At 63.6% G+C, this 21,427-nt stretch carries 21 protein-coding genes and 1 tRNA gene; 13 read left to right on the forward strand and 9 right to left on the reverse strand.

The genetic code is table 11. The features are described from left to right. Positions 1-107: 107 nt before the first annotated feature. The 5 genes from PC358_RS17040 (at position 108) to PC358_RS17060 (ending at position 5,186) form a co-directional block, all read left to right on the forward strand. Positions 108-1,094 (forward strand): NAD(P)/FAD-dependent oxidoreductase, encoded by a 987-nt coding sequence (locus PC358_RS17040; RefSeq protein ID WP_033701314.1) that lies wholly within the window; start codon positions 108-110, stop codon positions 1,092-1,094. Between the two features lie 106 nt (positions 1,095-1,200). Further along, positions 1,201-2,169, forward strand: coding sequence for a YbgA family protein (locus PC358_RS17045; RefSeq protein WP_033701316.1), 969 nt, complete (start codon positions 1,201-1,203; stop codon positions 2,167-2,169). Next, positions 2,159-3,058: a MerR family transcriptional regulator gene (locus PC358_RS17050; RefSeq protein WP_033701317.1), complete on the forward strand. Its 900-nt coding sequence runs from the start codon at positions 2,159-2,161 to the stop codon at positions 3,056-3,058. The genes PC358_RS17045 and PC358_RS17050 overlap by 11 nt, the downstream gene beginning before the upstream one ends. Next, on the forward strand, positions 3,049-4,476 hold the full coding sequence (gene phrB, locus PC358_RS17055) for a deoxyribodipyrimidine photo-lyase (protein ID WP_033701318.1): 1,428 nt from the start codon (positions 3,049-3,051) through the stop codon (positions 4,474-4,476). The genes PC358_RS17050 and phrB overlap by 10 nt, the downstream gene beginning before the upstream one ends. Positions 4,477-4,487: 11 nt before the next feature. Further along, positions 4,488-5,186 (forward strand): SDR family oxidoreductase, encoded by a 699-nt coding sequence (locus PC358_RS17060; RefSeq protein WP_077068627.1) that lies wholly within the window; start codon positions 4,488-4,490, stop codon positions 5,184-5,186. 68 nt (positions 5,187-5,254) lie between these two features. Here PC358_RS17060 and PC358_RS17065 read toward each other — a convergent pair whose 3' ends face one another. The 6 genes from PC358_RS17065 to hemA all read right to left on the reverse strand — a co-directional run bounded on the left by PC358_RS17065 (position 5,255) and on the right by hemA (position 10,605). Next, positions 5,255-5,773: an acyloxyacyl hydrolase gene (locus tag PC358_RS17065; RefSeq protein ID WP_033701321.1), complete on the reverse strand. Its 519-nt coding sequence runs from the start codon at positions 5,771-5,773 to the stop codon at positions 5,255-5,257. 106 nt (positions 5,774-5,879) lie between these two features. Further along, positions 5,880-6,677 (reverse strand): glutamate racemase, encoded by a 798-nt coding sequence (murI, locus tag PC358_RS17070; protein ID WP_033701322.1) that lies wholly within the window; start codon positions 6,675-6,677, stop codon positions 5,880-5,882. After that, positions 6,670-7,425, reverse strand: a complete 756-nt coding sequence (locus tag PC358_RS17075; protein ID WP_033701323.1) for a molybdopterin-synthase adenylyltransferase MoeB — start codon at positions 7,423-7,425, stop codon at positions 6,670-6,672. Before PC358_RS17075 ends, murI begins: the two co-directional genes overlap by 8 nt. After that, positions 7,419-8,249 (reverse strand): peptide chain release factor N(5)-glutamine methyltransferase, encoded by an 831-nt coding sequence (prmC, locus tag PC358_RS17080; protein WP_033701324.1) that lies wholly within the window; start codon positions 8,247-8,249, stop codon positions 7,419-7,421. Before prmC ends, PC358_RS17075 begins: the two co-directional genes overlap by 7 nt. Beyond that, the gene (prfA, locus tag PC358_RS17085) at positions 8,249-9,331 is read right to left on the reverse strand and encodes a peptide chain release factor 1 (RefSeq protein WP_033701326.1); all 1,083 of its coding nucleotides are present in this window, start codon (positions 9,329-9,331) and stop codon (positions 8,249-8,251) included. Before prfA ends, prmC begins: the two co-directional genes overlap by 1 nt. Next, positions 9,328-10,605 carry a glutamyl-tRNA reductase gene (hemA, locus tag PC358_RS17090; RefSeq protein ID WP_033701328.1) on the reverse strand — a complete coding sequence of 426 codons (1,278 nt, stop codon included), beginning with the start codon at positions 10,603-10,605 and terminating at the stop codon, positions 9,328-9,330. The genes prfA and hemA overlap by 4 nt, the downstream gene beginning before the upstream one ends. A gap of 332 nt (positions 10,606-10,937) precedes the next feature. Here hemA and PC358_RS17095 point away from each other — a divergent pair, with 332 nt between their 5' ends. The 8 genes from PC358_RS17095 (at position 10,938) to ychF (ending at position 17,726) form a co-directional block, all read left to right on the forward strand. Next, positions 10,938-12,659: a tetratricopeptide repeat protein gene (locus PC358_RS17095; RefSeq protein WP_033701329.1), complete on the forward strand. Its 1,722-nt coding sequence runs from the start codon at positions 10,938-10,940 to the stop codon at positions 12,657-12,659. A gap of 4 nt (positions 12,660-12,663) precedes the next feature. Continuing rightward, complete coding sequence (gene lolB / locus PC358_RS17100; protein ID WP_033701330.1) at positions 12,664-13,281, forward strand: lipoprotein insertase outer membrane protein LolB; 618 nt, start codon at positions 12,664-12,666, stop codon at positions 13,279-13,281. Between the two features lie 3 nt (positions 13,282-13,284). After that, the gene (ispE, locus tag PC358_RS17105) at positions 13,285-14,145 is read left to right on the forward strand and encodes a 4-(cytidine 5'-diphospho)-2-C-methyl-D-erythritol kinase (protein ID WP_033701331.1); all 861 of its coding nucleotides are present in this window, start codon (positions 13,285-13,287) and stop codon (positions 14,143-14,145) included. A gap of 19 nt (positions 14,146-14,164) precedes the next feature. Then, positions 14,165-14,239, forward strand: a tRNA-Gln gene (locus PC358_RS17110). Between the two features lie 47 nt (positions 14,240-14,286). Next, positions 14,287-15,228: a ribose-phosphate pyrophosphokinase gene (locus PC358_RS17115; protein WP_003247410.1), complete on the forward strand. Its 942-nt coding sequence runs from the start codon at positions 14,287-14,289 to the stop codon at positions 15,226-15,228. A gap of 118 nt (positions 15,229-15,346) precedes the next feature. Beyond that, positions 15,347-15,940 (forward strand): 50S ribosomal protein L25/general stress protein Ctc, encoded by a 594-nt coding sequence (locus tag PC358_RS17120; protein ID WP_033701332.1) that lies wholly within the window; start codon positions 15,347-15,349, stop codon positions 15,938-15,940. 79 nt (positions 15,941-16,019) lie between these two features. After that, complete coding sequence (pth, locus tag PC358_RS17125) at positions 16,020-16,604, forward strand: aminoacyl-tRNA hydrolase (protein ID WP_008099045.1); 585 nt, start codon at positions 16,020-16,022, stop codon at positions 16,602-16,604. Positions 16,605-16,625: 21 nt separating this feature from the next. Then, entirely contained in the window at positions 16,626-17,726 is a 1,101-nt protein-coding gene (gene ychF, locus PC358_RS17130; RefSeq protein WP_033701333.1) for a redox-regulated ATPase YchF, read from the forward strand. Between the two features lie 79 nt (positions 17,727-17,805). Here the strand turns inward: ychF and PC358_RS17135 are convergent, their stop codons facing one another. Genes PC358_RS17135 through PC358_RS17145 form a run of 3 tightly spaced genes read right to left on the reverse strand, consistent with a single transcriptional unit; the run spans position 17,806 to position 21,426 of the window. Further along, positions 17,806-18,822, reverse strand: a complete 1,017-nt coding sequence (locus tag PC358_RS17135; RefSeq protein ID WP_033701335.1) for a DUF2955 domain-containing protein — start codon at positions 18,820-18,822, stop codon at positions 17,806-17,808. Beyond that, a complete protein-coding gene (locus PC358_RS17140; protein WP_033701336.1) occupies positions 18,812-19,909 on the reverse strand; it encodes an HlyD family secretion protein in 1,098 nt (365 codons plus the stop codon). The genes PC358_RS17135 and PC358_RS17140 overlap by 11 nt, the downstream gene beginning before the upstream one ends. Next, the gene (locus PC358_RS17145) at positions 19,906-21,426 is read right to left on the reverse strand and encodes an efflux transporter outer membrane subunit (protein ID WP_033701337.1); all 1,521 of its coding nucleotides are present in this window, start codon (positions 21,424-21,426) and stop codon (positions 19,906-19,908) included. The genes PC358_RS17140 and PC358_RS17145 overlap by 4 nt, the downstream gene beginning before the upstream one ends. Position 21,427: the final 1 nt, after the last annotated feature.

Below are 21,427 nucleotides of genomic sequence, written 5' to 3' on the forward strand. Positions count from 1 at the left end.
TAGGCCAACCTGCTCTATAAAGCGGAATAACCTTATACAAAATTTGTGCATTGTACAGGTTTGCCTGACAGCGTAGTCTGCTCACAGCAAGGTTTGAAGAGGCCATCATGACAGTACCTATTGCCATCATCGGTGCCGGTATCGCCGGTCTGTCCGCCGCCCAGGCGCTGCAAAAGGCCGGGCAATCCGTGCATTTGTTCGACAAAGGCCACGGCAGTGGCGGGCGCATGGCCAGCAAGCGCAGCGACGCTGGCGCGCTGGACCTCGGCGCCCAGTATTTCACTGCCCGTGACCGGCGTTTCGTCGATCAGGTCCAGCAATGGGTGGCTGCGGGTTGGGCCGAGCAATGGAAGCCGCAACTGTACAACTACCGCGACGGCGAACTCACACCCTCCCCGGATGAGCAGACTCGCTGGGTAGGCGTGCCGCGCATGAGTGCCATCACCCGCGGCATGCTCAAGGATGTGACGGTCAACTTTGGCTGCCGCATCGCTGAAGTATTCCGCGGCAAGCAGTACTGGCACCTGCAAGACACCGAAGGCTGCAGCCACGGCCCATTCAGCCGCGTGGTGATCGCGGTGCCTGCGCCGCAGGCAACGCCGTTACTGGCCTCGACGCCCAAACTGGCTGCCGTGGCGGCCGGCGTGCAGATGGAGCCTACCTGGGCCGTCGCCCTGGGCTTCCAGACGCCACTGGACACCCCCATGCAAGGTTGCTTCGTGCAGGACAACCCGCTCGACTGGCTGGCCCGCAACCGCAGCAAGCCCGGGCGTGACGAGCATCTCGACACCTGGGTGCTGCATGCCACGTCGAGCTGGAGCCGGCAGCATATCGACCTGCCCAAGGAAGAGGTGATCGAGCAGTTATGGGGCGAATTCGCCGAACTGGTCGGCTGCGTGGTGCCGGCACCCACCTTCGCCCTCGCCCACCGCTGGCTGTATGCACGCCCCACCAGCCACCATGAGTGGGGCGCGTTGGCCGATGCCGATCAAGGCCTGTACGCCTGCGGCGACTGGTGTTTGTCCGGCCGCGTCGAGGGGGCTTGGCTGAGTGGCCAGGAAGCCGCTCGCCGGCTGCTGGAGCATCTCGACTGAACGGGCGCTGAGCCTGTACAAAAAAATCAGTTTGCATAACGCCAAGGCTGTGCTGGAATAAACTTGTACAAAATAGATATCGCGTACAAGTTTACCGGAGACAGCCATGCAATCCCCTTCCGCTCACTGCAAGCCTCGCATCGCCATCAGCGCCTGCCTGACCGGGCACAGTGTGCGCTACAACGGTGGGCACAAGGCATCCGACCTGTGCCGCGCGCAACTTGAAGCGCACTTCGAATGGCTGCCGGTTTGCCCCGAGGTCGCTATCGGCCTCGGTGTACCGCGCGACCCTATTCGCCTGGTAGGCGACCCGGAGCAGCCGGAAGTGGTCGGTACCCGCAACCCCGGCATGGACCTCACCGGCCCGCTGCGCACCTATGGCGAGCAGATGGCCGGCGAGCTCGACGATATCTGCGGCTATATCTTCATGCAGAAGTCGCCTTCGTGCGGGTTGGAGCGGGTCAAGGTCTACCAGGATAACGGCCACCCTGCGTTGCATAGCGGACGTGGTGTGTATGCCCAGGCCTTCTGCAACCTTCGCCCGGATCTGCCGGTGGAGGAGGAAGGCCGCCTGCATGACGCAGTGCTACGCGAAAACTTCATCAGCCGCGTATACGCCTATGCCGATTGGCAGCGCCTGCTGGCCGAAGGCTTGAGCCGCGGTGCCCTGGTGCGGTTTCACTCGCGCTACAAGTACCTGCTGATGGCCAACAACCCCCATGCCTACCGCACCTTGGGGCGACTACTGGGCAGCATGAGCCGTGATGACGACCCGCAGCAGGTCGGCCCACACTATTTCAGCCAGCTGATGCAGGCCCTGCGCCGCTGCGCCAGCCGTGGCACGCACTGCAACGTACTGCAGCACCTGAGCGGTTACTTCAAAGACGCCCTGACCCAGCAGGACAAGGCCGAACTGCAAGCCATCATCAGCCAGTACCAACAGGGCGTGGTGCCGCTGGTGGTACCGCTGACGCTGCTCAAGCACCACCTGCGCAAGCACCCCGACCCTTACCTGATGCAGCAGGCCTACCTGCAGCCACACCCCGAAAGCCTAGGGTTGCGCAATGCCGTCTGAGGCCCTGCTAGCGATAGGCGAACTCGCCCGCCGCACCGGCGTCAACCCAGTCACCCTGCGGGCCTGGGAACGCCGTTACGGCCTGCTCAAGCCACAGCGCACCGCAAAAGGGCATCGCTTGTATTCCAACGAGCAGGTCGAACGGGTCGAAGCGATCCTGGCCTGGCTGCAGCGCGGCGCATCGGTGGGGCAGGTGCGCGAACTGCTCGATAAACCGGCCAGCACCGCCCCACAAAGCAACTGGCAGGCGCGACAGACGCAGTTGATCGAGGCTATCGCCAACCTCTCGCAGCGGGCACTTGACCAGCAACTCAACCAGGCCATGGCGCTGTACCCCGCCATTACCCTGTGCGAGCAATTGCTGCTACCCCTGCTCGACAGCCTGGACCTGCGCTGGCGCAACTATTTCAATGCACGGCTTGAGCAAGTGTTCTTCCACAGCTGGCTGCGCAGCAAACTCGGCGCCCGGGTGTATCACGACAACCAGCTGCTACCGGGTGCGCCAGTGCTGCTGGCCGAAGACAGCGAACGCGTCTTCGACCCTGAGCTGTGGCTGTGCGCCTGGCTGCTCAGCAGCAACGGCATCCCTGTCGAGGTGCTTGAACAGCCGGTGGGTGGCCCGCAACTGCAACGGGCCATCGCCGCGCTGCAACCGCGCGCCCTGTTACTGCACCTGGGGCCACGCATCGACATCAAGGCCTTGCAGCGCACGCTGCAGGGTACGCCGGGGGCAAAACTGCTGGGCGGCGCCACGCTCGCCCTGCATGAAGCCCAACTGAACGCCCTCGACCTCCCCGACCTGCTCCTGTTCGATACCCCGCAGGCGGCATTGCGTTTGCTTCAAGGCAATGACCGCCGGCCTGTAGAGATGAATGCACCATGCAATTGATCTGGCTGCGCAGCGACCTGCGCATCGACGACAACACCGCCTTGAGCGCCGCCTGTGAGCGCGGCCCGACCGTCGCCCTGTGGCTGCTCAGCCCCGGCCAATGGCAGGCTCACGACGACGCCGCCTGCAAAGTAGACTTCTGGCTGCGCAACCTGCGCGAGCTGCGCCAGGCACTGGGCACACTCAACATCCCGCTGCTGATCCGCTCAATTGACAGGTGGGATCAGGCATCAGATGCAATAATGGCAGTATGCCATCAGCATCGGATAGATAGCGTGCACTGGAACGACGAGTACGGCATCAACGAACAGCGCCGCGACCAGGCTGTGCGGGCGCGGCTGGAGCAATCAGGCGTGCAGGCGCACAGCTACCTCGACCAGCTGTTCTTCCGCCCTGGCACCCTCCTTACCCGCAGTGGTGACTACTTCCAGGTCTTCAGCCAATTCAAGAAAAGCTGCCTGGAGCATCTGCACCGCAGCCTCCCCGCGCTGGCCCCACGGCTAAAGCCCCAGGCGCCTCTGGCGATCGCCAGCGACCCGCTACCTGAGCATGTGCTGGGCTTCGACCCAGTACCGCGTACCTTGCGCGATGGCTGGGCAGCGGGCGAAGCCGAAGCGCAAGCACGGCTGTCGCGTTTTCTCGATGAGCGGGTGGAAGACTACCAACACCAGCGCGACCTCCCGGCCAAGCCTGGCACCAGCGAGCTCTCCGCCTACCTGGCCGCCGGGGTGATTTCGCCCCGGCAATGCCTGCACGGGGCCTTGGCCAGCAACCGTGGCGAGTTCGACAGCGGCAGCACCGGCATCCAGACCTGGGTCAACGAGTTGCTTTGGCGGGAGTTCTACAAGCACATCCTGGTGGGATATCCACAGGTATCCCGTCACCGTGCTTTCCGTGCCCAGACCGAAGCCCTGCCCTGGCGTGATGCACCTGAAGACCTTGCGGCCTGGGAACAGGGGCGCACCGGTTTTCCGATCATCGATGCCGCCATGCGCCAGTTGCTGCACACCGGCTGGATGCACAACCGCCTGCGCATGATCGTCGCCATGTTCCTCAGCAAGAACCTGCTGATCGACTGGCGCAAAGGCGAGCGGCATTTCATGCGTCACCTGATAGACGGCGACCTGGCAGCCAACAACGGCGGCTGGCAGTGGAGCGCATCTACCGGCACCGACGCCGTGCCCTATTTCCGCATCTTCAACCCGGTTTCGCAGTCTCAGCGCTTCGATCCGCAGGGGCGCTTCATTCGTCACTGGGTACCGGAACTGCAGGCGCTGGATGATAAAGCCATTCATCAGCCAGTTAAGGCTGCGGATCTTTTTGCTACCCATTCGTATCACAATCCAATAGTCGATCTCGGCAGCAGTCGCCAGCGCGCATTAGAAGCCTTCAAAGGCCTTCCGCGTCGGCAGCATTAAGGGGCAGTATCGTGAATAGAGCTCGCAGTGTCTGGGTGACAGGGGCCACTAATGGATTAGGGCTGGCATTGGTACAACAGTTGCTCGAACAGGGGCACCGGGTAGCCGCAAGCGGCAGGGAGTGTGAAGCACTGGACACGCTGGGCGAACGCTACGGCACGCAATTGCTGCGCCTGCCGGGCCAGTTGCAGGCGCTGGATCAGGTCGAGGCAGCCAGCAAGCTGCTATTGGGCAACTGGGGGTCGCTGGACTGCCTGATCATCAATGCCGGCACCGGTGAGTATGTGGCCGACGCCATACCTGATGCCGAGCTGTTCGAGGCCATCGCCGCCAGCAACCTGCTGGCCAGCGAACAATGCCTGGCCAGTGCCTTGCCGCTGCTGACCAAGGGTGAAGCGCCTCAGGTAATGGCGATCCTCAATCGCTATTCAGCCTCGCAGCTGTTTGCGCCCACACAGGTTTCCAGCGGTTTCAACAGCACCGCGCAGTGGTTTCGCGAGCAACGCCAGGTACTGGACCAACTGCAGATCAGCCTGACGGTGGTGGCGCCGCAATCATTGAAGACCCCCGTGACACCGGCGCAGGCTATGCCGGAGATGTGGACAGCGCAGAGCGCTGCCGAAGAACTGCTGCGGCGACTGCCGCTTCGAGAACCTGAACTGGTGCTGGAGACGCTGGACCCTAGCAGTTTGTGGCCGCTGCCGCGCTGACCCAAGGGTTGGCAAGGTGCTACCGCAGTGGGAGCGGCTCACCCGCTCCCACTGCCCAAGCAGGTGGGTTACAACGCCATACGGTAATGCAGGCTGTAGCTTTCCACACCATCGTTGGGCTGCTTGATACCGGCGTTGGAATAGTGGATGGCGCGCACGCCAATTTCATGCCCACCGGCAAAGCGCAAGCCGAAACCGATCCGGTCCTCGAACTGGAACGCCGAGCCTAGCTCGTTGCTTTCAAGCTCGGTGCTGGAGAAGGCCGCGACACCGATGCCCGCCTCGATGTAAGGCTTCACCGATTCCCCGGCAAACTCATAGACGAACACTGGCGCAAACGACAAGCTGTGGTTGCTCGCCGTCTCGTCACCCTGCCAATAGGTGTAAGCCCCATCCCAATAACCGGTGAGACGACCAACGCTGGTCTGCCACCAGCTCGCCTCCCAGTTCGACTGCAACCCCAGCCGATAGACCATGGTCGAGTCACCGGTCTGCCCCACCGAAAATGAAACATCGGCAGCCTGCGCCGACACCACTTGCCCCAAAGTTAAGGCGGCAACCGCCGCCAAGCCGAGCAGTTTCCTCATAAGAAACATCCTTCTTCCTGATGCTGTTGTTAGTGTTCGCCTCTTGCCAGGCAAATCGGTAGAAATCGGCAGTGGTACGATAGTTCAGCTGCTTTTGACGTTTTTTTCACAACGCAAAGCTTTGCACACTGTCGGACTTATGCCACAGCAACGGTAGGATTTTTCTCAGAGTTTGCGGGTCGGCACTGGTCCAGAAGCGGGTATCCAGCGCCGGGCCCTCGGCCAGCAGGTCGTTGGCGTGCAACAGCCGTTGCAGCTGGCGCGCCACGGCGGCGCCGGTATCGATGATGGCCACGTCTGCCGGCACCATGTCGGCCAGCAAGGGGCGCAGGAATGGGTAATGGGTGCAGCCAAGAATCAGCGTATCGCAGCCGGCATCCAGCAGTGGCTGCACAAACCCGAGCAGCAACTGGCGCAACGCGGGGCTGCCAAGGTCGCCGGTTTCAATCAGCTCTACCAGCCCTGGGCAAGGCTGGGTGACCACCCGTACATCGCTGGCGAAGCGGTCGAGCAATGCCGCGAACTTGGCGCTCTGCAAGGTCCCGGTAGTGGCCAGCACCCCGACCACACCGGAGCGGGTGGCGGCGGCTGCAGGCTTTACCGCAGGCTCCATACCCACCAGCGGCCAGACCGGGTACAGCTCACGCAGGTCGGCAACCGCCGCCACCGTTGCGGTATTGCAGGCCAGGACCATGGCCTTGGCGCCTTGCTGATGGAAGAACTCGGCAATGCGTCGGCAGCGCTGGCGGATGTAGTCCGCCGACTTCTCACCGTAGGGCACATGACCGCAATCGGCCACATACAGCAGGGTTTCGTTGGGCAGCAGGCGCTGGATCTCGGCAAGCACCGACAAACCGCCGACCCCCGAATCCATCACGCCAATCGGCGCCGAACGCTCAGCCATCGCGCTTGCCGCAGACAGCGCAGGCCGGGTCGCGCTTGACCCGCAGTTCACGTATGCGCGTGCCGAGGGCATCGATCAGCAGCAGGCGGCCCACCAGTGGCTCGCCGAACCCAGCCAGCAGCTTCATGGCTTCCAGCGCCTGCAGGCTACCTACCAGCCCCACCAGCGGGCCGATCACGCCGGCTTCGCTGCAGGTCAGTTCATCCTCGCTGCCATGGCCATACAGGCAGTGGTAGCACGGGCTGTAGTCACGCCGCGGGTCGAACACCGAAAGCTGGCCCTCGAGGCGGATCGCCGCCCCACTGACCAACGGCTTGCCAGCAGCGACGCAGGCGGCATTGACCGCCTCGCGAGTGGAAAAGTTGTCGGAGCAGTCCAGCACCAGGTCGACCGCAGCCACCGCTGCGGCCAGCGAATCTTCGTCCAGCGCCTGGCGGTGAGCGACCAGGCTGATCTCCGGGTTGATCGCCCCCAGGCGCTGCAGCGCCGAGTCCACCTTGCTCATGCCGACGCTGTCGCTGTCGTGCATCACCTGGCGTTGCAGATTGGTCAGGTCGACGGTGTCGAAATCTGCCAGGTGCAACTCGCCCACCCCCGCCGCAGCCAGGTACAGCGCCACAGGTGAGCCCAGCCCACCGAGGCCGACGATCAGCGCCTTGCTCTGCTTGAGGCGCAACTGGCCGTCGATATCGATCTGCGCCAGCAGCACTTGCCGGCTGTAGCGCAACAGTTCCTGATCACTCAGCATGGCAGGCGCCCCAGGGTAATGCGTTCATGGCTGCCCAGGTCGATGCGGCTGGCAACCTCGGCAAAGCCTTGTTCAGTCAGCAAGGCGCGCACCGCCGCTGCCTGATCATAACCATGCTCCAACAGCAACCAGCCGCCTGGCAGCAAGTGCTGCGGCGCCTGGGCAATGATCACGCGCAGGTCGTCCAGGCCATCGGCACCTGCCACCAGTGCGCTGCTGGGTTCGAAACGCACATCGCCAGCGGCCAGGTGGGGGTCTTCGCTGGCAATGTAGGGGGGGTTGCTGACAATCAGGTCGAAACGCTCATCGCCGAGCTGGTCAAACCAGTGGCTGACGCGCACCTGCACATTGCCCAGCCCCAGGCGCTGGCGGTTGCGCTCGGCCAGCGCGGCGGCCTCCTCGACACGGTCCACCGCCATCACCTGCCAGGCCGGGCGGTCGCCGGCCAGGGCCAAGGCAATGGCCCCGGTGCCGGTGCCCAGGTCGAGCACCTTGGCAGGTGTCGCAGGCTGAAGCTCCAGGGCGGTCTCGACCAGCAGCTCGGTGTCCGGGCGCGGGATCAGCGTATGCGGTGCCACTTCCAGGTCGATCTTCCAGAACCCCTGCTGCCCAAGGATATACGCCACCGGCTCACCGCTGCGGCGGCGCTGCAGGTAACCGGTATAAGTGTCGGCCGCTTCGCTGCTGACGATGCGCTCGGGCCAGGTATGCAGGTAGCTGCGCGACTTGCCGATGGCCGCAGCCAACAACAGTTCGGCGTCCAGCCGCTCGGTGGGCGATTCGGGCAACTGCGCATTGCGCAGCAAGCTGGCGATGATGGTCATCAGTCCCCCAGGGCGGCCAGTTGATCGGCCTGGTACTCGGCCAACAGCGGTTCGATCACGGCATCGACGCCACCGGCAAGGATGTCGTCCAGCGAATACAAGGTCAGGTTGATGCGGTGATCGGTTACCCGGCCCTGTGGATAATTGTAGGTGCGGATACGCTCGGAGCGGTCACCGGAGCCCACCAGCAGCTTGCGCTCACTGGCGATGGCATTCTGCGCGGCGCTGGTCTGCATGTCGTTGAGCTTGGCCGACAGCCAGGACATGGCACGGGCACGGTTCTTGTGCTGCGAGCGTTCTTCCTGGCACTCGACCACGATACCGGTGGGCAAGTGAGTAATGCGAACCGCCGAGTCGGTCTTGTTGATGTGCTGGCCACCGGCCCCGGAAGCGCGGTAGGTGTCCACGCGCAAGTCGGCCGGGTTGATCTCGATCACCGCCTGCTCATCGGGCTCGGGCAGCACGGCCACGGTACAAGCGGAGGTATGGATGCGCCCCTGCGACTCGGTCTCGGGCACCCGTTGCACACGGTGCGCACCAGACTCGAACTTGAGCTTGCCGTAAACGTTTTCGCCTTCGACGCGGGCGATGATTTCCTTGTAGCCGCCGTGTTCGCCTTCGTTCTCGGACAGAATCTCCAGACGCCAGCCACGCTTTTCGGCGTAGCGCGAATACATGCGGAACAGGTCACCCGAGAATATCGCCGCCTCGTCACCACCGGTGCCAGCGCGGATTTCGAGGAACACGTTACGCCCGTCGTTGGGGTCCTTGGGCAGCAGCATGCGTTGCAGCTGCGCCTCCATCGCCAGCAGTTGCTCCTTGGTTTCGCGCACTTCCTCCACGGCCATTTCGCGCATATCCGGATCGCTGTCCTTGAGCAGCGCCTGGGCACCTTCAAGGTCGTCCTGGACTTTGCGCCATGCCTGATAGGCCGTGTGAACCGGCTCGACTTCGGCGTATTCGCGGGAATAAGCACGGAAACGCGTCTGGTCGCTGATGACCTCAGCGTCACCGAGCAGTGCGGTCAGTTCTTCGAAGCGGTCCTGGAGAATATCCAGTTTGTTCAGCAGCGACGCTTTCATTGCAGGGATTTGTCCGTCGAGCCCTCGTTGAGGGCAAAGAGTTCCTGGGCCATGGCCAGCGCATCGAGGCGGCCCTCGGCCGAGAGCTTTTTCAACTGCACGCTGGGCGCATGCAGAAGTTTGTTGGTCAGGCCCCGGGCCAGCTGGGCCAGCACGTCCTCGGGGTTGCCGCCGTTGGCCAGCAGGCGCTGGGCTTTTTGCAGCTCTTCATCGCGCAGGCGCTCGCTTTGCTGGCGGTAGGCCTTGAGCACGTCCACCGCAGCCAGTTCGCGCAGGCGCACCATGAAGTCTTCGGCGCCCACCGACACCAGCTCTTCGGCAGCCTGGGCCGCACCCTGGCGGCTCTTGAGGTTTTCTGCGACTACGTCGTGCAGGTCATCGACGGTATACAGGTAGACGTCGTCGAGCTCGCCCACTTCGGGTTCGATATCACGCGGCACGGCGATGTCGACCATGAAAATCGGCTTGTGCCGGCGTTGTTTCAGCGCGCTCTCGACCGCGCCCTTGCCAAGGATCGGCAACTGGCTGGCGGTGGAGCTGATGACGATGTCGCTGTTGGCCAGTTCCTGGGGGATGTCGGCCAGCAGCACGGCATGTGCGCCGAACTGCTCGGCCAGCGTGCTGGCACGCTCCAAGGTACGGTTGGCCACCACGATCCGGCGCACACCTTGCTCATGCAGGTGGCGGGCGACCAGGGTGATGGTCTCGCCGGCCCCGATCAGCAGGGCCTGGCTGCGGCCCAGGTCACTGAAGATCTGCCGCGCCAGGCTCACCGCGGCGAACGCCACCGAAACCGGGTTTTCGCCGATCGCGGTGTCGGTGCGCACCTGTTTGGCGGCACTGAAGGTGGCCTGGAACAGGCGCCCGAGCAGTGGGCCAACGGTACCGGCCTCACGCGCCACGGCGTAGGCAGACTTCATCTGGCCGAGGATCTGCGGCTCGCCGAGCACCAGCGAATCGAGGCCAGAGGCCACGCGCATCATGTGCCGCACCGCATCGTGCTCTTCATGGATGTAGGCGCTGGCGCGCAGTTCATCCAGGCTCAGCCGGTGGTAATCGGCCAGCCACAGCAGTACGGCCTCGGCAGACAGGTGGTCCTGCTCTATATAAAGCTCGCTACGGTTGCAGGTCGACAGGATCGCCGCTTCACGGCTGGCGGTCAGTCGGCAGAGCTGTTGCAGGGCGTCCACCAGCTGCTCTGGGGTAAACGCCACGCGCTCGCGTACGTCTACCGAGGCAGTCTTATGGTTGATACCAAGTGCAAGAAAGGCCATGCAAGGTCGCTGGTTGTGACGAGAAGCCGATAATTGTCCTCTTTCGCAGGTTTTAGAACAACCACCGTTCGCTATTGTCGTGCAGGAGCGGCCTTGCGTCGCGAAAGGGCTGCGCAGCGGCCCCGGCAATATCTCTGACAAACCTGAAAACCTGGGGCCGCTACGCACCCCTTTCGCGACCCAAGGCCGCCCCCACAGGCCGCCCCCACACAGGTGGCGGAACCTGGGCGCCCCTGCCATGGTCGCAGTTAAGCAAATGCTTCGCAGGTGGGTTTGCCCCCGCGCTTGTGTCATCATGCTCCGACCGCCGGTGAGTCCTTTTAAGCCTTTCTATGAACAGACACTACGCACTGCTGCTTGCCTTCGCCCTGCTCCAGGGTTGCCAGAGCCTGGCCCCGCAAAAAGCCGAGCCACCCGTTGCCGAGGCCGGCAAGGGCGAGGCCGAAAAACCCGTGGTGTACGGTTCGTTCAAGCAAGACACCCTATATAGCCTGTTGGTGGCGGAGCTGGCCGGCCAGCGCAACCGCTTCGACATCGCCCTGGCCAACTACGCCGACCAGGCCGAAAAAACCCAGGACCCTGGCGTTTCCGAACGCGCCTACCGCATCGCCGAGTACCTCGGCGCCGACGAGCCGGCCTTGGAAAACGCCTTGATCTGGGCCCGCAACGACCCGGACAACCTCGACGCCCAGCGCGCCGCCGCCATCCAGCTGGCCCGCGCCGGTCGCTACGACGATGCTATGGTCTACATGGAAAAAGTCCTGCAAGGCCAGGGCGATACCCATTTCGACTTCCTCGCCCTGTCGGCCGCCGAGACCGACCAGAGCACTCGCGACGGCTTGCTGCAGAGCTTCGAACGCCTGCTGGTCAAGTACCCGGAAAACAGCCAGCTGGTGTTCGGCAAAGCGCTCCTGCTGAACCAGGACGGCAAGGCCGAAGAAGCGCTCGAACTGCTCGAGGAGCACCCGCCGCAAAATGGCGAGATCGCCCCGATTCTGCTGCGTGCCCGCCTGCTGCAAGCGCTCGACCGCGGCAAAGAGGCGCTGCCCCTGCTGCGTGGCGCGATCCGCGACAACCCGGATGACAAACGCCTGCGCCTGACCTACGCCCGTACCCTGGTCGAGCAGGACCGCATCGCCGATGCCAAGGGGGAGTTCATCAGCCTGGTCCAGCAGTACCCCGAGGATGACGAGCTGCGCTACTCGCTGGCACTGGTATGCCTGGAAAACAAAGACTGGGATGAAGCCGAGGGCTACCTGCAGGAGCTGGTCGAACGCGACAGCAACGTCGACGCCGCCCACCTGAACCTGGGCCGCATCCGCGAGGAGCGCCACGACCCCGAAGGCGCCTTGCGCGAATACGCCCTGGTCGGCACCGGCCCCGACTACCTGCCGGCGCAGCTGCGCCAGGCCGACATCCTGATTGCCAACGGCCGCGGCACCGAGGCTTCGCGCCTGCTCGCCGAAGCCCGCGAGGCCCAGCCGGACTACGCCATCCAGCTGTACCTGATCGAATCGGAAAGCTACAGCAACAACAACAAGGACGCTCAGGCCAACCAGGTGCTGCAACAAGGCATCCAGCGTTACCCGGACGACCCCAACCTGCTGTATACCCGCGCCATGCTGGCCGAAAAGCGTGATGACCTGCCGCAGATGGAGAAAGACCTGCGCGCCATCATCGACCGCGAGCCGGAAAACGCCATGGCCCTGAACGCCCTGGGCTACACCCTGGCCGACCGCACCACCCGCTACGCCGAGGCCAAGGCGCTGATCGACAAGGCCCACCAGCTCACCCCGGATGACCCGGCGGTGCTCGACAGCCTGGGCTGGATCGCCTACCGCCAGGGCAACCTGGACGAAGCCGAAGGCTACCTGCGCCAGGCCCTGGAACGCTTCCCCGACCACGAAGTGGCTGCGCACCTGGGCGAAGTCCTGTGGGCCAACGGCAAGCGCCGCGAAGCCCGCCAGGTCTGGGCCAAGGCCTTCGAAGCCCAGCCCGATAGCCCCATCCTGCGCAAGACCGTACTGCGCCTGACCGGATCAGAGACCCTTTAACGCCATGTTCCTGCGCCATTGCATCACCTTCACCCTGATTGCCCTGCTCGCGGGCTGTGCCGGCTTCGGTAGCCGTGAAGCCCTGCAGGGCCATGGCGACCCGCAGCAGTGGCGCCAGCACAAAGCGCAACTCAGCACCCTCGACGGCTGGCAGATCAGCGGCAAGGTCGGCATCCGCGCCCCGCGCGATTCCGGCAGCGGCACGCTGTTCTGGTTGCAGCGCCAGGACTACTACGACATCCGCCTGGCCGGGCCATTGGGCCGTGGCGCTGCCCGCCTGACCGGCCGCCCCGGCGGCGTGGTGCTGGAAGTGGCCAACCAGGGCCGCTACGAAGCCACCAGCCCGGAAGCACTGCTGGAAGAACAACTGGGCTGGCAACTGCCGGTTTCGCACCTGGTCTGGTGGGTACGCGGCCTGCCCGCGCCCGACAGCAAGAGCCAGCTGACCCTGGACGGCGACAGCCGCCTGGCCAGCCTGCAACAGGATGGCTGGCAGGTGCAGTACCTGAGCTATACCGAGCAGAACGGCTACTGGTTGCCCGAGCGCCTGAAACTGCACGGCAAGGACCTCGACGTGACGTTGGTGGTCAAGGACTGGCAGCCGCGCCAGCTGGGGCACTGATCGATGACCACCCTTACCCTGCCCGCCCCGGCCAAGCTCAACCTGTGGCTGCACATCATCGGCCGCCGCCCGGACGGTTACCACGAGCTGGAAACCGTCTTCCAGTTTCTCGACCATGGCGACGAGCTGAGCTTCGCCCTGCGTGAAGACGGCGTGATCCGCCTGCACACCGAAATCGAGGCGGTGCCCCACGACAGCAACCTGATCGTGCGTGCCGCGCGCAAATTGCAGGAACAATCCGGCACCCGCCTTGGCGCCGACATCTGGCTGACCAAGGTCTTGCCCATGGGCGGTGGCATCGGCGGCGGCAGCTCGGACGCCGCGACCACGCTGCTGGCGCTGGCGCACTTGTGGCAGCTGGACTGGGATGAAGATCGCCTGGCCGGCCTGGGCCTGACCCTCGGTGCCGACGTGCCGGTGTTCGTGCGCGGCCACGCGGCGTTCGCCCAGGGTGTGGGCGAGCAACTGACCCCGGTCGACCCGATCGAGCCCTGGTATGTCGTGCTGGTGCCGCAAGTGTCTGTCAGTACTGTAGAAATTTTTTCACATCCGCAGTTGACACGTGATTCCCTCCCCCTTAAGATGCGCCCCGTTCCCGAGGGAAACAGTCGAAATGACTGCCAACCGGTGGTAGAGCAGAGTTACCCAGAAGTTCGCAATGCGTTGAATTCACTGGGCAAATTCACTGAAGCTCGATTAACCGGCACTGGAAGTTGTGTGTTTGGGGCCTTCCCAAGCAAAGCCGAAGCTGATAAAGTTCTGGCCCTTCTTTCAGCGACCCAAACAGGGTTTGTGGCGAAAGGAAGCAATGTTTCGATGTTGCATCGCAAGCTGCAAAGTCTGGTCAAGAAGTCGAGTGCCTAGCGCTCGCAGCAACAGATACAGGGGCGTCGCCAAGCGGTAAGGCAGCAGGTTTTGATCCTGCCATGCGTTGGTTCGAATCCAGCCGCCCCTGCCATTTTCCTATACTCATCCAGGTATACCCTCAGCCTTCAGGTACTGCGCGTGTCCAAGATGATGGTCTTTACGGGGAACGCTAACCCCGATCTGGCTCGGCGTGTCGTACGTCAGCTGCATATCCCTCTCGGTGACGTCTCTGTCGGTAAATTCTCCGACGGCGAGATCAGCACTGAGATCAATGAAAATGTCCGCGGTAAAGACGTCTTCATTATTCAGCCGACCTGTGCCCCGACCAACGATAACCTGATGGAACTGGTAGTGATGGCCGACGCCTTCCGCCGCTCCTCAGCATCCCGAATCACCGCCGTGATTCCTTACTTCGGATACGCCCGCCAGGACCGCCGTCCGCGTTCGGCACGTGTAGCCATCAGCGCCAAAGTTGTCGCTGACATGCTCACTGTCGTGGGTATCGACCGTGTACTCACCGTCGACCTGCACGCTGACCAGATCCAGGGTTTCTTCGATATCCCAGTCGACAACATCTACGGCTCGCCCGTATTGGTCGACGATATCGAAGACCAGCGTTTCGAGAACCTGATGATCGTCTCCCCGGACATCGGTGGTGTCGTGCGCGCACGTGCCGTCGCCAAGTCCCTGGGTGTCGATCTGGGTATCATCGACAAACGCCGCGAGAAGGCTAACCACTCCGAGGTGATGCACATCATCGGCGACGTCGAAGGGCGCACTTGCATCCTGGTAGACGACATGGTCGACACCGCCGGCACCCTGTGCCACGCGGCCAAAGCCCTGAAAGAACACGGCGCTGCCAAGGTTTACGCCTATTGCACGCACCCTGTCCTGTCGGGCCGCGCGATCGAGAACATCGAGAAGTCGGTACTGGACGAGCTGGTGGTGACCAACACCGTTCCGCTGTCCGCCGCTGCTCAAGCCTGTGACCGTATCCGCCAGCTGGATATCGCACCGGTTGTCGCTGAAGCGGTACGCCGCATCAGCAACGAAGAATCGATCAGCGCGATGTTCCGCTAAGCGGAACACGTGTTGATGTGAAGCGCCCCGCCCCAGCATTTGTTGGGGCGGGGCTTTTTTGCCATTCCCGTTGGCGCTGGTCGCAAACGCCCTCGGGAGGCTATTTTGGAGAAACAAAATGACTGATTTCACGCTGAACGCCAAAGTGCGTACTGACCTGGGGAAAGGTGCGAGCCGCCGCCTGCGTCACTCGCTGAGCATCCCTGCCGTTGTCTACGGTGGCGATAAAGAAGCGCAATCCCTGACCATCGTGTCGAAGGAAATCGCCAAGCTGTTCGAAAACGAAGCTGCCTACAGCCACGTGATCGAGCTGAACGTTGACGGCGCCAAGCAAAACGTCATCGTCAAGGCCATGCAGCGTCACCCAGCCAAGCAATTCATCATGCACGCTGACTTCGTTCGCGTCGTTGCTGGCCAGAAGCTGACTGCCAAGGTTCCGGTTCACTTCATCGGCGAAGAAGCGCCGATCAAGAAAGGCGGCGAGATCTCCCACGTTGTTTCCGAGATCGAAGTTTCCTGCGAAGCCAAAGACCTGCCTGAGTTCATCGAAGTTGACCTGGCTAACGCTGAAGTCGGCACCATCATCCACCTGTCGGACCTGAAAGCTCCGAAAGGCGTAGAGTTCGTCGCTCTGGCCCACGGTGATGACAAGGCTGTTGCCAACGTTCACGCGCCACGCGTTGCTCCAGAAGCAGAAGGCGCTGCCGAGTAATCCACTCGCACGCCGGTGTTGATCGGGTTACAGTGCCGCGCGCGCTGTAACCCACCAACTCCAAGGAAGAGCCCCTGACGTGACCGCCATCCAGTTGATCGTTGGCCTGGGTAACCCCGGCCCCGAATACGAACAGACCCGGCATAACGCAGGGGCTCTTTTCGTTGAACGCATTGCCAGCGCCCAGCGCGTCTCGCTGACCGCTGACCGCAAGTATTTCGGCCTGACGGCTAAATTCAGCCATCAGGGCAACGACGTTCGTCTGCTCATCCCCACCACCTACATGAACCGTAGCGGCCAGTCCGTGGCGGCCTTGGCCAATTTCTTCCGCATCAAGCCGGAAGCAATTCTGGTGGCGCATGACGAACTCGACCTGCCTCCGGGCGTCGCCAAGCTTAAACGCGGCGGCGGCCATGGCGGGCACAACGGCCTGCGCGACATCATCGCGCAGCTCGGCAACCAGAACGACTTCCACCGCCTGCGGCTTGGCATCGGCCACCCGGGTGACGCCAAACTGGTCTCCAACTTCGTCCTGGGCCGCGCGCCGCGCGCCGAGCAGGAGAAGCTCGACGCCAGCATCGATTTTGCCCTCGGCGTGCTGCCAGATGTCCTCGCTGGCGATTTCGCCAAGGCGATGCGCGAGCTGCACAGCCAGAAGGCCTGATTTCCTAGAGAGGGAATACCCATGGGTTTCAATTGCGGCATCGTCGGCCTGCCCAACGTCGGCAAGTCCACCCTGTTCAACGCCTTGACCAAGTCCGGCATCGCGGCGGAGAACTTCCCTTTCTGCACCATCGAGCCGAACAGCGGCATCGTGCCGATGCCCGACGCGCGTCTGGCTGCCCTGGCAGAGATCGTCAAGCCTAACCGCATCCTGCCGACCACCATGGAATTCGTCGACATCGCCGGCCTGGTGGCAGGCGCATCGAAAGGTGAAGGCCTGGGCAACAAGTTCCTCGCCAACATCCGCGAGACCGACGCCATCGCCCACGTGGTGCGCTGCTTCGAAGACGAGAACGTGATCCACGTTTCCAACAGCGTCGACCCCAAGCGTGACATCGAGATCATCGACCTCGAACTGATCTTCGCCGACCTCGACAGCTGCGAGAAGCAACTGCAGAAGGTTGCCCGCAACGCCAAGGGTGGCGACAAGGAAGCCCTGGCGCAAAAGGCCATCCTGGAAAAGCTGATCCCGCACTTCACCGAAGGCAAGCCTGCACGCAGCCTGATGAAGCACATGGCTGACGACGAGAAGGCCGTCATCCGTGGCTTCCACCTGCTGACCAGCAAGCCGGTGATGTACATCGCCAACGTCGCTGAAGACGGCTTCGACAACAACCCGCACCTGGACGTGGTCAAGGCCATCGCCGAGGAAGAAGGCGCGGTCGTGGTACCGGTGTGCAACAAGATCGAAGCCGAAATCGCCGAGCTGGACGACGGTGAAGAGAAGGACATGTTCCTCGAGGCCCTGGGCCTGGAAGAGCCTGGCCTGAACCGCGTGATCCGCGCCGGTTACGAGCTGCTGAACCTGCAGACCTACTTCACTGCCGGCGTGCAGGAAGTACGCGCCTGGACCGTGCGCATTGGCGCCACCGCGCCACAGGCTGCTGGCGTGATCCACACCGACTTCGAAAAAGGCTTCATCCGCGCTGAAGTAGTGGCGTATGACGACTTCATCCAGTTCAAGGGTGAAAGTGGCGCCAAGGAAGCCGGCAAGTGGCGTTTGGAAGGTAAGGACTACATCGTCAAAGACGGCGATGTGATGCACTTCCGCTTCAACGTCTGACGCTCAGCGTTTGCCTGTCAACTAAAGCCTCCGTATGGGGGCTTTTGTGTTTCTGTTGTCCCGTTCGCCCCTATCCCCCTCAGTGCACCCACTGCCGCGCCCTGCGCCTGTCGATCCAGATCAGCAAGACGCTGGCATACACCGAGACAGCCAAGAACAGCGCCATGCGCACCGCAAAGGCCCGGTACACGTCCTGCCCTGCCGCGCTGTCTTGCACCGACTGCCCCAGCAGAATCAGCATCGTGGTCAGGCAACTGACCCAGTAAGCAGGGCCGTGCCGCGTCGCCACCGCCCGGTAGAGCCGCCGGGCCTGCCAGAGGGTGAACAGCAACACCCACAGAAAAAACATCCACAGGTGCACGAACAGGCTCAAGGCACTCCACAGCAGGATCGCCAGCAGCCCGGCTAGCAGGGTCGAACCAATCAGCTCTCGGCTGGCATTGCGGGCATGGGTTTCGCCGGCCTGCTGGCCCAGGCTCACCGACTTCATGATCAGCGGCATGAATGCATCCGGGGCAATCAGCGCCAGCAAGAACGCCGGCATGACGATCAGCGTGGCACGCAGCGCAACCCAACTGGCACGCGCGCTGGGGAGCGGTGGCGGGGACGGTTGCGCGGGGGCATCGACAGGTTCGGGAAACAGTACATGCGCCAGCGCCGTGCCCAGCGCCGCCAACAGCATGCCTTTGGCTAACGCCTCGACCACCGACAGCGCCAAGGTGAAATCATGGGTGCCGGCTGCGGCGATCATGGTCAGGCCGATCACCAGCAAGTTCGCCACCAGGCCATTGCCGCCCTTGAGCGCGTAACGCAGCACCAGAAACACCCCAACGCCGACCAACAGCACCCCACTCACCGGGGCATGGCGCAGCAGTGGAATCAGCAACAAGCCGCTGCCACAACTGAGCAGCACCAGCACCGCCAACGCCGGTGCCGCGCGCAACGGCAGCGGCTGGCTGCGGGTGGCTAACAGCAGCACCGCAAACACCGGGGCCAGGATCGGCACGGGCAGGCCGATGCCGAAGCTGACCGCCAGGCACAGCGCCACGCCCCAGGCCAGGCGTAGCGCCCGCAGGCGCCGCCACTCAATAGGCATACGACAGCCAGCTCATCAGCCACATGAACACGCGGCCCAGCACGTTCAGCGGGTTGCCCTCGCTGGGCAGCGCCATGACTTCGGCCTGGCCGCCGACCCGCAACCCGGTCTTGTCCTCCAGCTGGTCACGGTCCAGCTCGACGATCACCGGAAAACGCTGCGCCGAGCGCAGCCACTCGCGGCTGTTCTGCACGCTCGGCAGGGTACCCGGCGGGCTGCCCTGCCCCACGCTGACGCCATACCCAATGCTGCGTATGCGCCCCTTCAGCACGACCCCCGGCAGTGCATCGAGCACCACCAGCACCGCTGTGCCGGAGCGCAGGCGGCCGAGGTTGTTTTCGGTCATGTCGGCGCTGATCCACACGTCATGGATCGCGATCAGGGTCATCATCGGGCTGCCGGCCGCCACATAATGGCCAACGTCTGTGCGCAGGTCAGTGATCAAACCGTTGGCATCGGCGCGCACCACGGTGCGGGCCAGATCCAGGCGGGCCTTTTCAACATTCGCCGCAGCGCTGCGCAACTGGGCGTTGTCTGCCTGTGAACCGCCCTGCTGTTCACGTGCCCGCTCGACTTCGGCACGGGCCGCCGCCACCTGGCTGATGGCTTGGTCGCGCGTGGCCTGGGCCCCTTCCAGGCGGCGCACCGACACCGTGCCTGGGTCTTCCTCGATCAGCCGCTTGAGCCGCTCGGCATCCTGGCGCGCCTTGCGCTCGTTGGCCTGGGCCGCCAGCAACGCCGCCTTGGCCGAATCGATGCCGGCGGTGTTGGCGCCGATCTGCCTGCGCACGGTATCAAGGTCGGCCTCGGCGCGAGCCAGCGCAATGCGGTATTGCGCCGGGTCCAGCTCGAACAGCACCGCGCCTTGGCGTACCTCCTGATTGTTGCCCACGGCCACACGCTTCACCGGGCCAGCCACCTCGGCGCTCACCGGCACCACATAGGCTTGCAGGCGGGCCTGCTGGGTGTAAGGCGTGAAACGGTCTGCCAGCAAGTACCAGAGCAGGCTTATGGCAATCAGCAGCAATACCCAGCGCATGCCACGATCAGGCGCTTGCGGGGGCGGTGTTTGCGGGGCGTCGCTCATTTCGGTTCACCGGGTTGCTGTGCGGTAGGGGCTGGCGCGTCCAGCAGGTCTCCCCAATCGGTGCGTTGCTGCATCTGTCGACGCGTGGCCGGGTCGACCGCTGCACGGCCTGGCTGCCAACCGCCGCCCAGGGCCTTGTACAAGGTCACCACGCTGCTGACGGCATTGCCGCGGCTGACCAGGTAACCGTCTTGTTGCTGCAGCAGCAGTTGCTGGGCATCGAGCACCCGCTGGAAGTCGGCAAAGCCTTCGCGGTATTGTGAGGTGGCCAGGCTCAGCGAGCGCTGCGCGGCTTGCGAGGCCTGGTCGCGAATACCCGCGCTCTGCAACGAGCGCACCAGGCCGCTGGCTGCATCGTCGGCCTCGCGGGCGGCTTCGCGCACGCCCTGCTGATACAGCTCGATCAGTTGCTGCAAGCGGGCATCCTCCACGCGCACGGCGTTCTTGCGCCGGCCATAGTCGAACGGGTTCCAGATCAGGCCTGGGCCAGCGGCGAGGTCGAAACTGTCGGGCAGGTGGCTGGCCGTCACGAAGCTCCAGCCGATGCTGCCCAGCAGGCTCAGCTGTGGATAAAGGTCCGCTTCGGCCACGCCCACCAGCGCCGACTGCGCCGCGACGGCCTGCTCGGCGGCACGGATGTCCGGGCGTCGCAGCAACAAACGGGCGGGAACGTCTTGCAACAGTGCCCGGTCTGGCAGTGGTAACTGCCCGTAACGAGGTTGCAACTCCGGCAGCGGCCCCGGTGGCCGCCCAAGCAGCGAACACAACACGTTGCGCAGGGCATTGAGTTGGTTTTCGAACTCGGGGATGGTCGCCTGCGTCGCCAGGTACTGGGTGCGTGCCTGCTGCCAGTCGAGCTCATCATGCTCGCCATGGCGGAACAACCGCTCGGTGATCTCCAGGCTGCGCGCCTGGCGCTTGGCGTTTTCCTCGGAAATGGCCAGCCGCGCCTCGGCGGTACGCAAGGCAAAATAGGTGTCGGCCACCTGTGCACGCAACAACAGCATGGCATCGGCGTAGTTGGCCTCGGAGGCAAAGTACAGGGCATCGGCCGCCTCGATGGCACGGCTGAAGCGCCCCCAGAAGTCGATCTCCCAACCAATGTCGAAGCCCACGCTGGACTGCCAGAACACCGAATCACGAGCGTTGGCGGTACCGGACTGGTCCTGCTTGAGGTAGAGGCTTTGCGCGCGCAACTGCTGCAGTTGTGGATAACGCCCGGTCTGCACGATGGCCAGTTGCGCACGTGCCTCGGCGACGCGCAGCCCAGCCACGCGCAGGTTGGTGTTGTGCGCATCGGCTTGGGCGATCAGGGCATCCAGTGACGGGTCGGCGAACACCGCCCACCACTGGCGAAAATCCGGCGCCGCGGCGCTACGGCTGGCCTGCTCCAGCAGCGGGGTGCTCCAGGTGTCCAGCCAGGGCGATTGCGCCGGCGGGTAGTCCGGACCGACCTGCGTACAGCCTGCCAGCAAAGCCACCAGGCCCAGTGCGCGGCGCCAGCGAGGTCCGGGCATG

Origin of the sequence: Pseudomonas capeferrum (genome assembly GCF_000731675.1) — a bacterium.
In the GTDB taxonomy this organism is placed as follows: Bacteria; Pseudomonadota; Gammaproteobacteria; order Pseudomonadales; family Pseudomonadaceae; genus Aquipseudomonas; species Aquipseudomonas capeferrum.

What these genes read in the sequence shown, in the direction of transcription:
- prmC (WP_033701324.1), bottom strand. Translation starts at nt 8,249, where the DNA reads ATGACCATCATCGCCAGCTTGCTGCGCAATGCGCAGTTGCCCGAATCG.
- PC358_RS17140 (WP_033701336.1), bottom strand. Translation starts at nt 19,909, where the DNA reads ATGAGCGACGCCCCGCAAACACCGCCCCCGCAAGCGCCTGATCGTGGC.
- ychF (WP_033701333.1), top strand. Translation starts at nt 16,626, where the DNA reads ATGGGTTTCAATTGCGGCATCGTCGGCCTGCCCAACGTCGGCAAGTCC.
- ispE (WP_033701331.1), top strand. Translation starts at nt 13,285, where the DNA reads ATGACCACCCTTACCCTGCCCGCCCCGGCCAAGCTCAACCTGTGGCTG.
- PC358_RS17120 (WP_033701332.1), top strand. Translation starts at nt 15,347, where the DNA reads ATGACTGATTTCACGCTGAACGCCAAAGTGCGTACTGACCTGGGGAAA.
- hemA (WP_033701328.1), bottom strand. Translation starts at nt 10,605, where the DNA reads ATGGCCTTTCTTGCACTTGGTATCAACCATAAGACTGCCTCGGTAGAC.
- PC358_RS17065 (WP_033701321.1), bottom strand. Translation starts at nt 5,773, where the DNA reads ATGAGGAAACTGCTCGGCTTGGCGGCGGTTGCCGCCTTAACTTTGGGG.
- PC358_RS17075 (WP_033701323.1), bottom strand. Translation starts at nt 7,425, where the DNA reads ATGCTGAGTGATCAGGAACTGTTGCGCTACAGCCGGCAAGTGCTGCTG.
- lolB (WP_033701330.1), top strand. Translation starts at nt 12,664, where the DNA reads ATGTTCCTGCGCCATTGCATCACCTTCACCCTGATTGCCCTGCTCGCG.
- PC358_RS17145 (WP_033701337.1), bottom strand. Translation starts at nt 21,426, where the DNA reads ATGCCCGGACCTCGCTGGCGCCGCGCACTGGGCCTGGTGGCTTTGCTG.
- PC358_RS17050 (WP_033701317.1), top strand. Translation starts at nt 2,159, where the DNA reads ATGCCGTCTGAGGCCCTGCTAGCGATAGGCGAACTCGCCCGCCGCACC.
- PC358_RS17095 (WP_033701329.1), top strand. Translation starts at nt 10,938, where the DNA reads ATGAACAGACACTACGCACTGCTGCTTGCCTTCGCCCTGCTCCAGGGT.
- PC358_RS17045 (WP_033701316.1), top strand. Translation starts at nt 1,201, where the DNA reads ATGCAATCCCCTTCCGCTCACTGCAAGCCTCGCATCGCCATCAGCGCC.
- PC358_RS17135 (WP_033701335.1), bottom strand. Translation starts at nt 18,822, where the DNA reads ATGCCTATTGAGTGGCGGCGCCTGCGGGCGCTACGCCTGGCCTGGGGC.
- phrB (WP_033701318.1), top strand. Translation starts at nt 3,049, where the DNA reads ATGCAATTGATCTGGCTGCGCAGCGACCTGCGCATCGACGACAACACC.
- PC358_RS17040 (WP_033701314.1), top strand. Translation starts at nt 108, where the DNA reads ATGACAGTACCTATTGCCATCATCGGTGCCGGTATCGCCGGTCTGTCC.
- murI (WP_033701322.1), bottom strand. Translation starts at nt 6,677, where the DNA reads ATGGCTGAGCGTTCGGCGCCGATTGGCGTGATGGATTCGGGGGTCGGC.
- prfA (WP_033701326.1), bottom strand. Translation starts at nt 9,331, where the DNA reads ATGAAAGCGTCGCTGCTGAACAAACTGGATATTCTCCAGGACCGCTTC.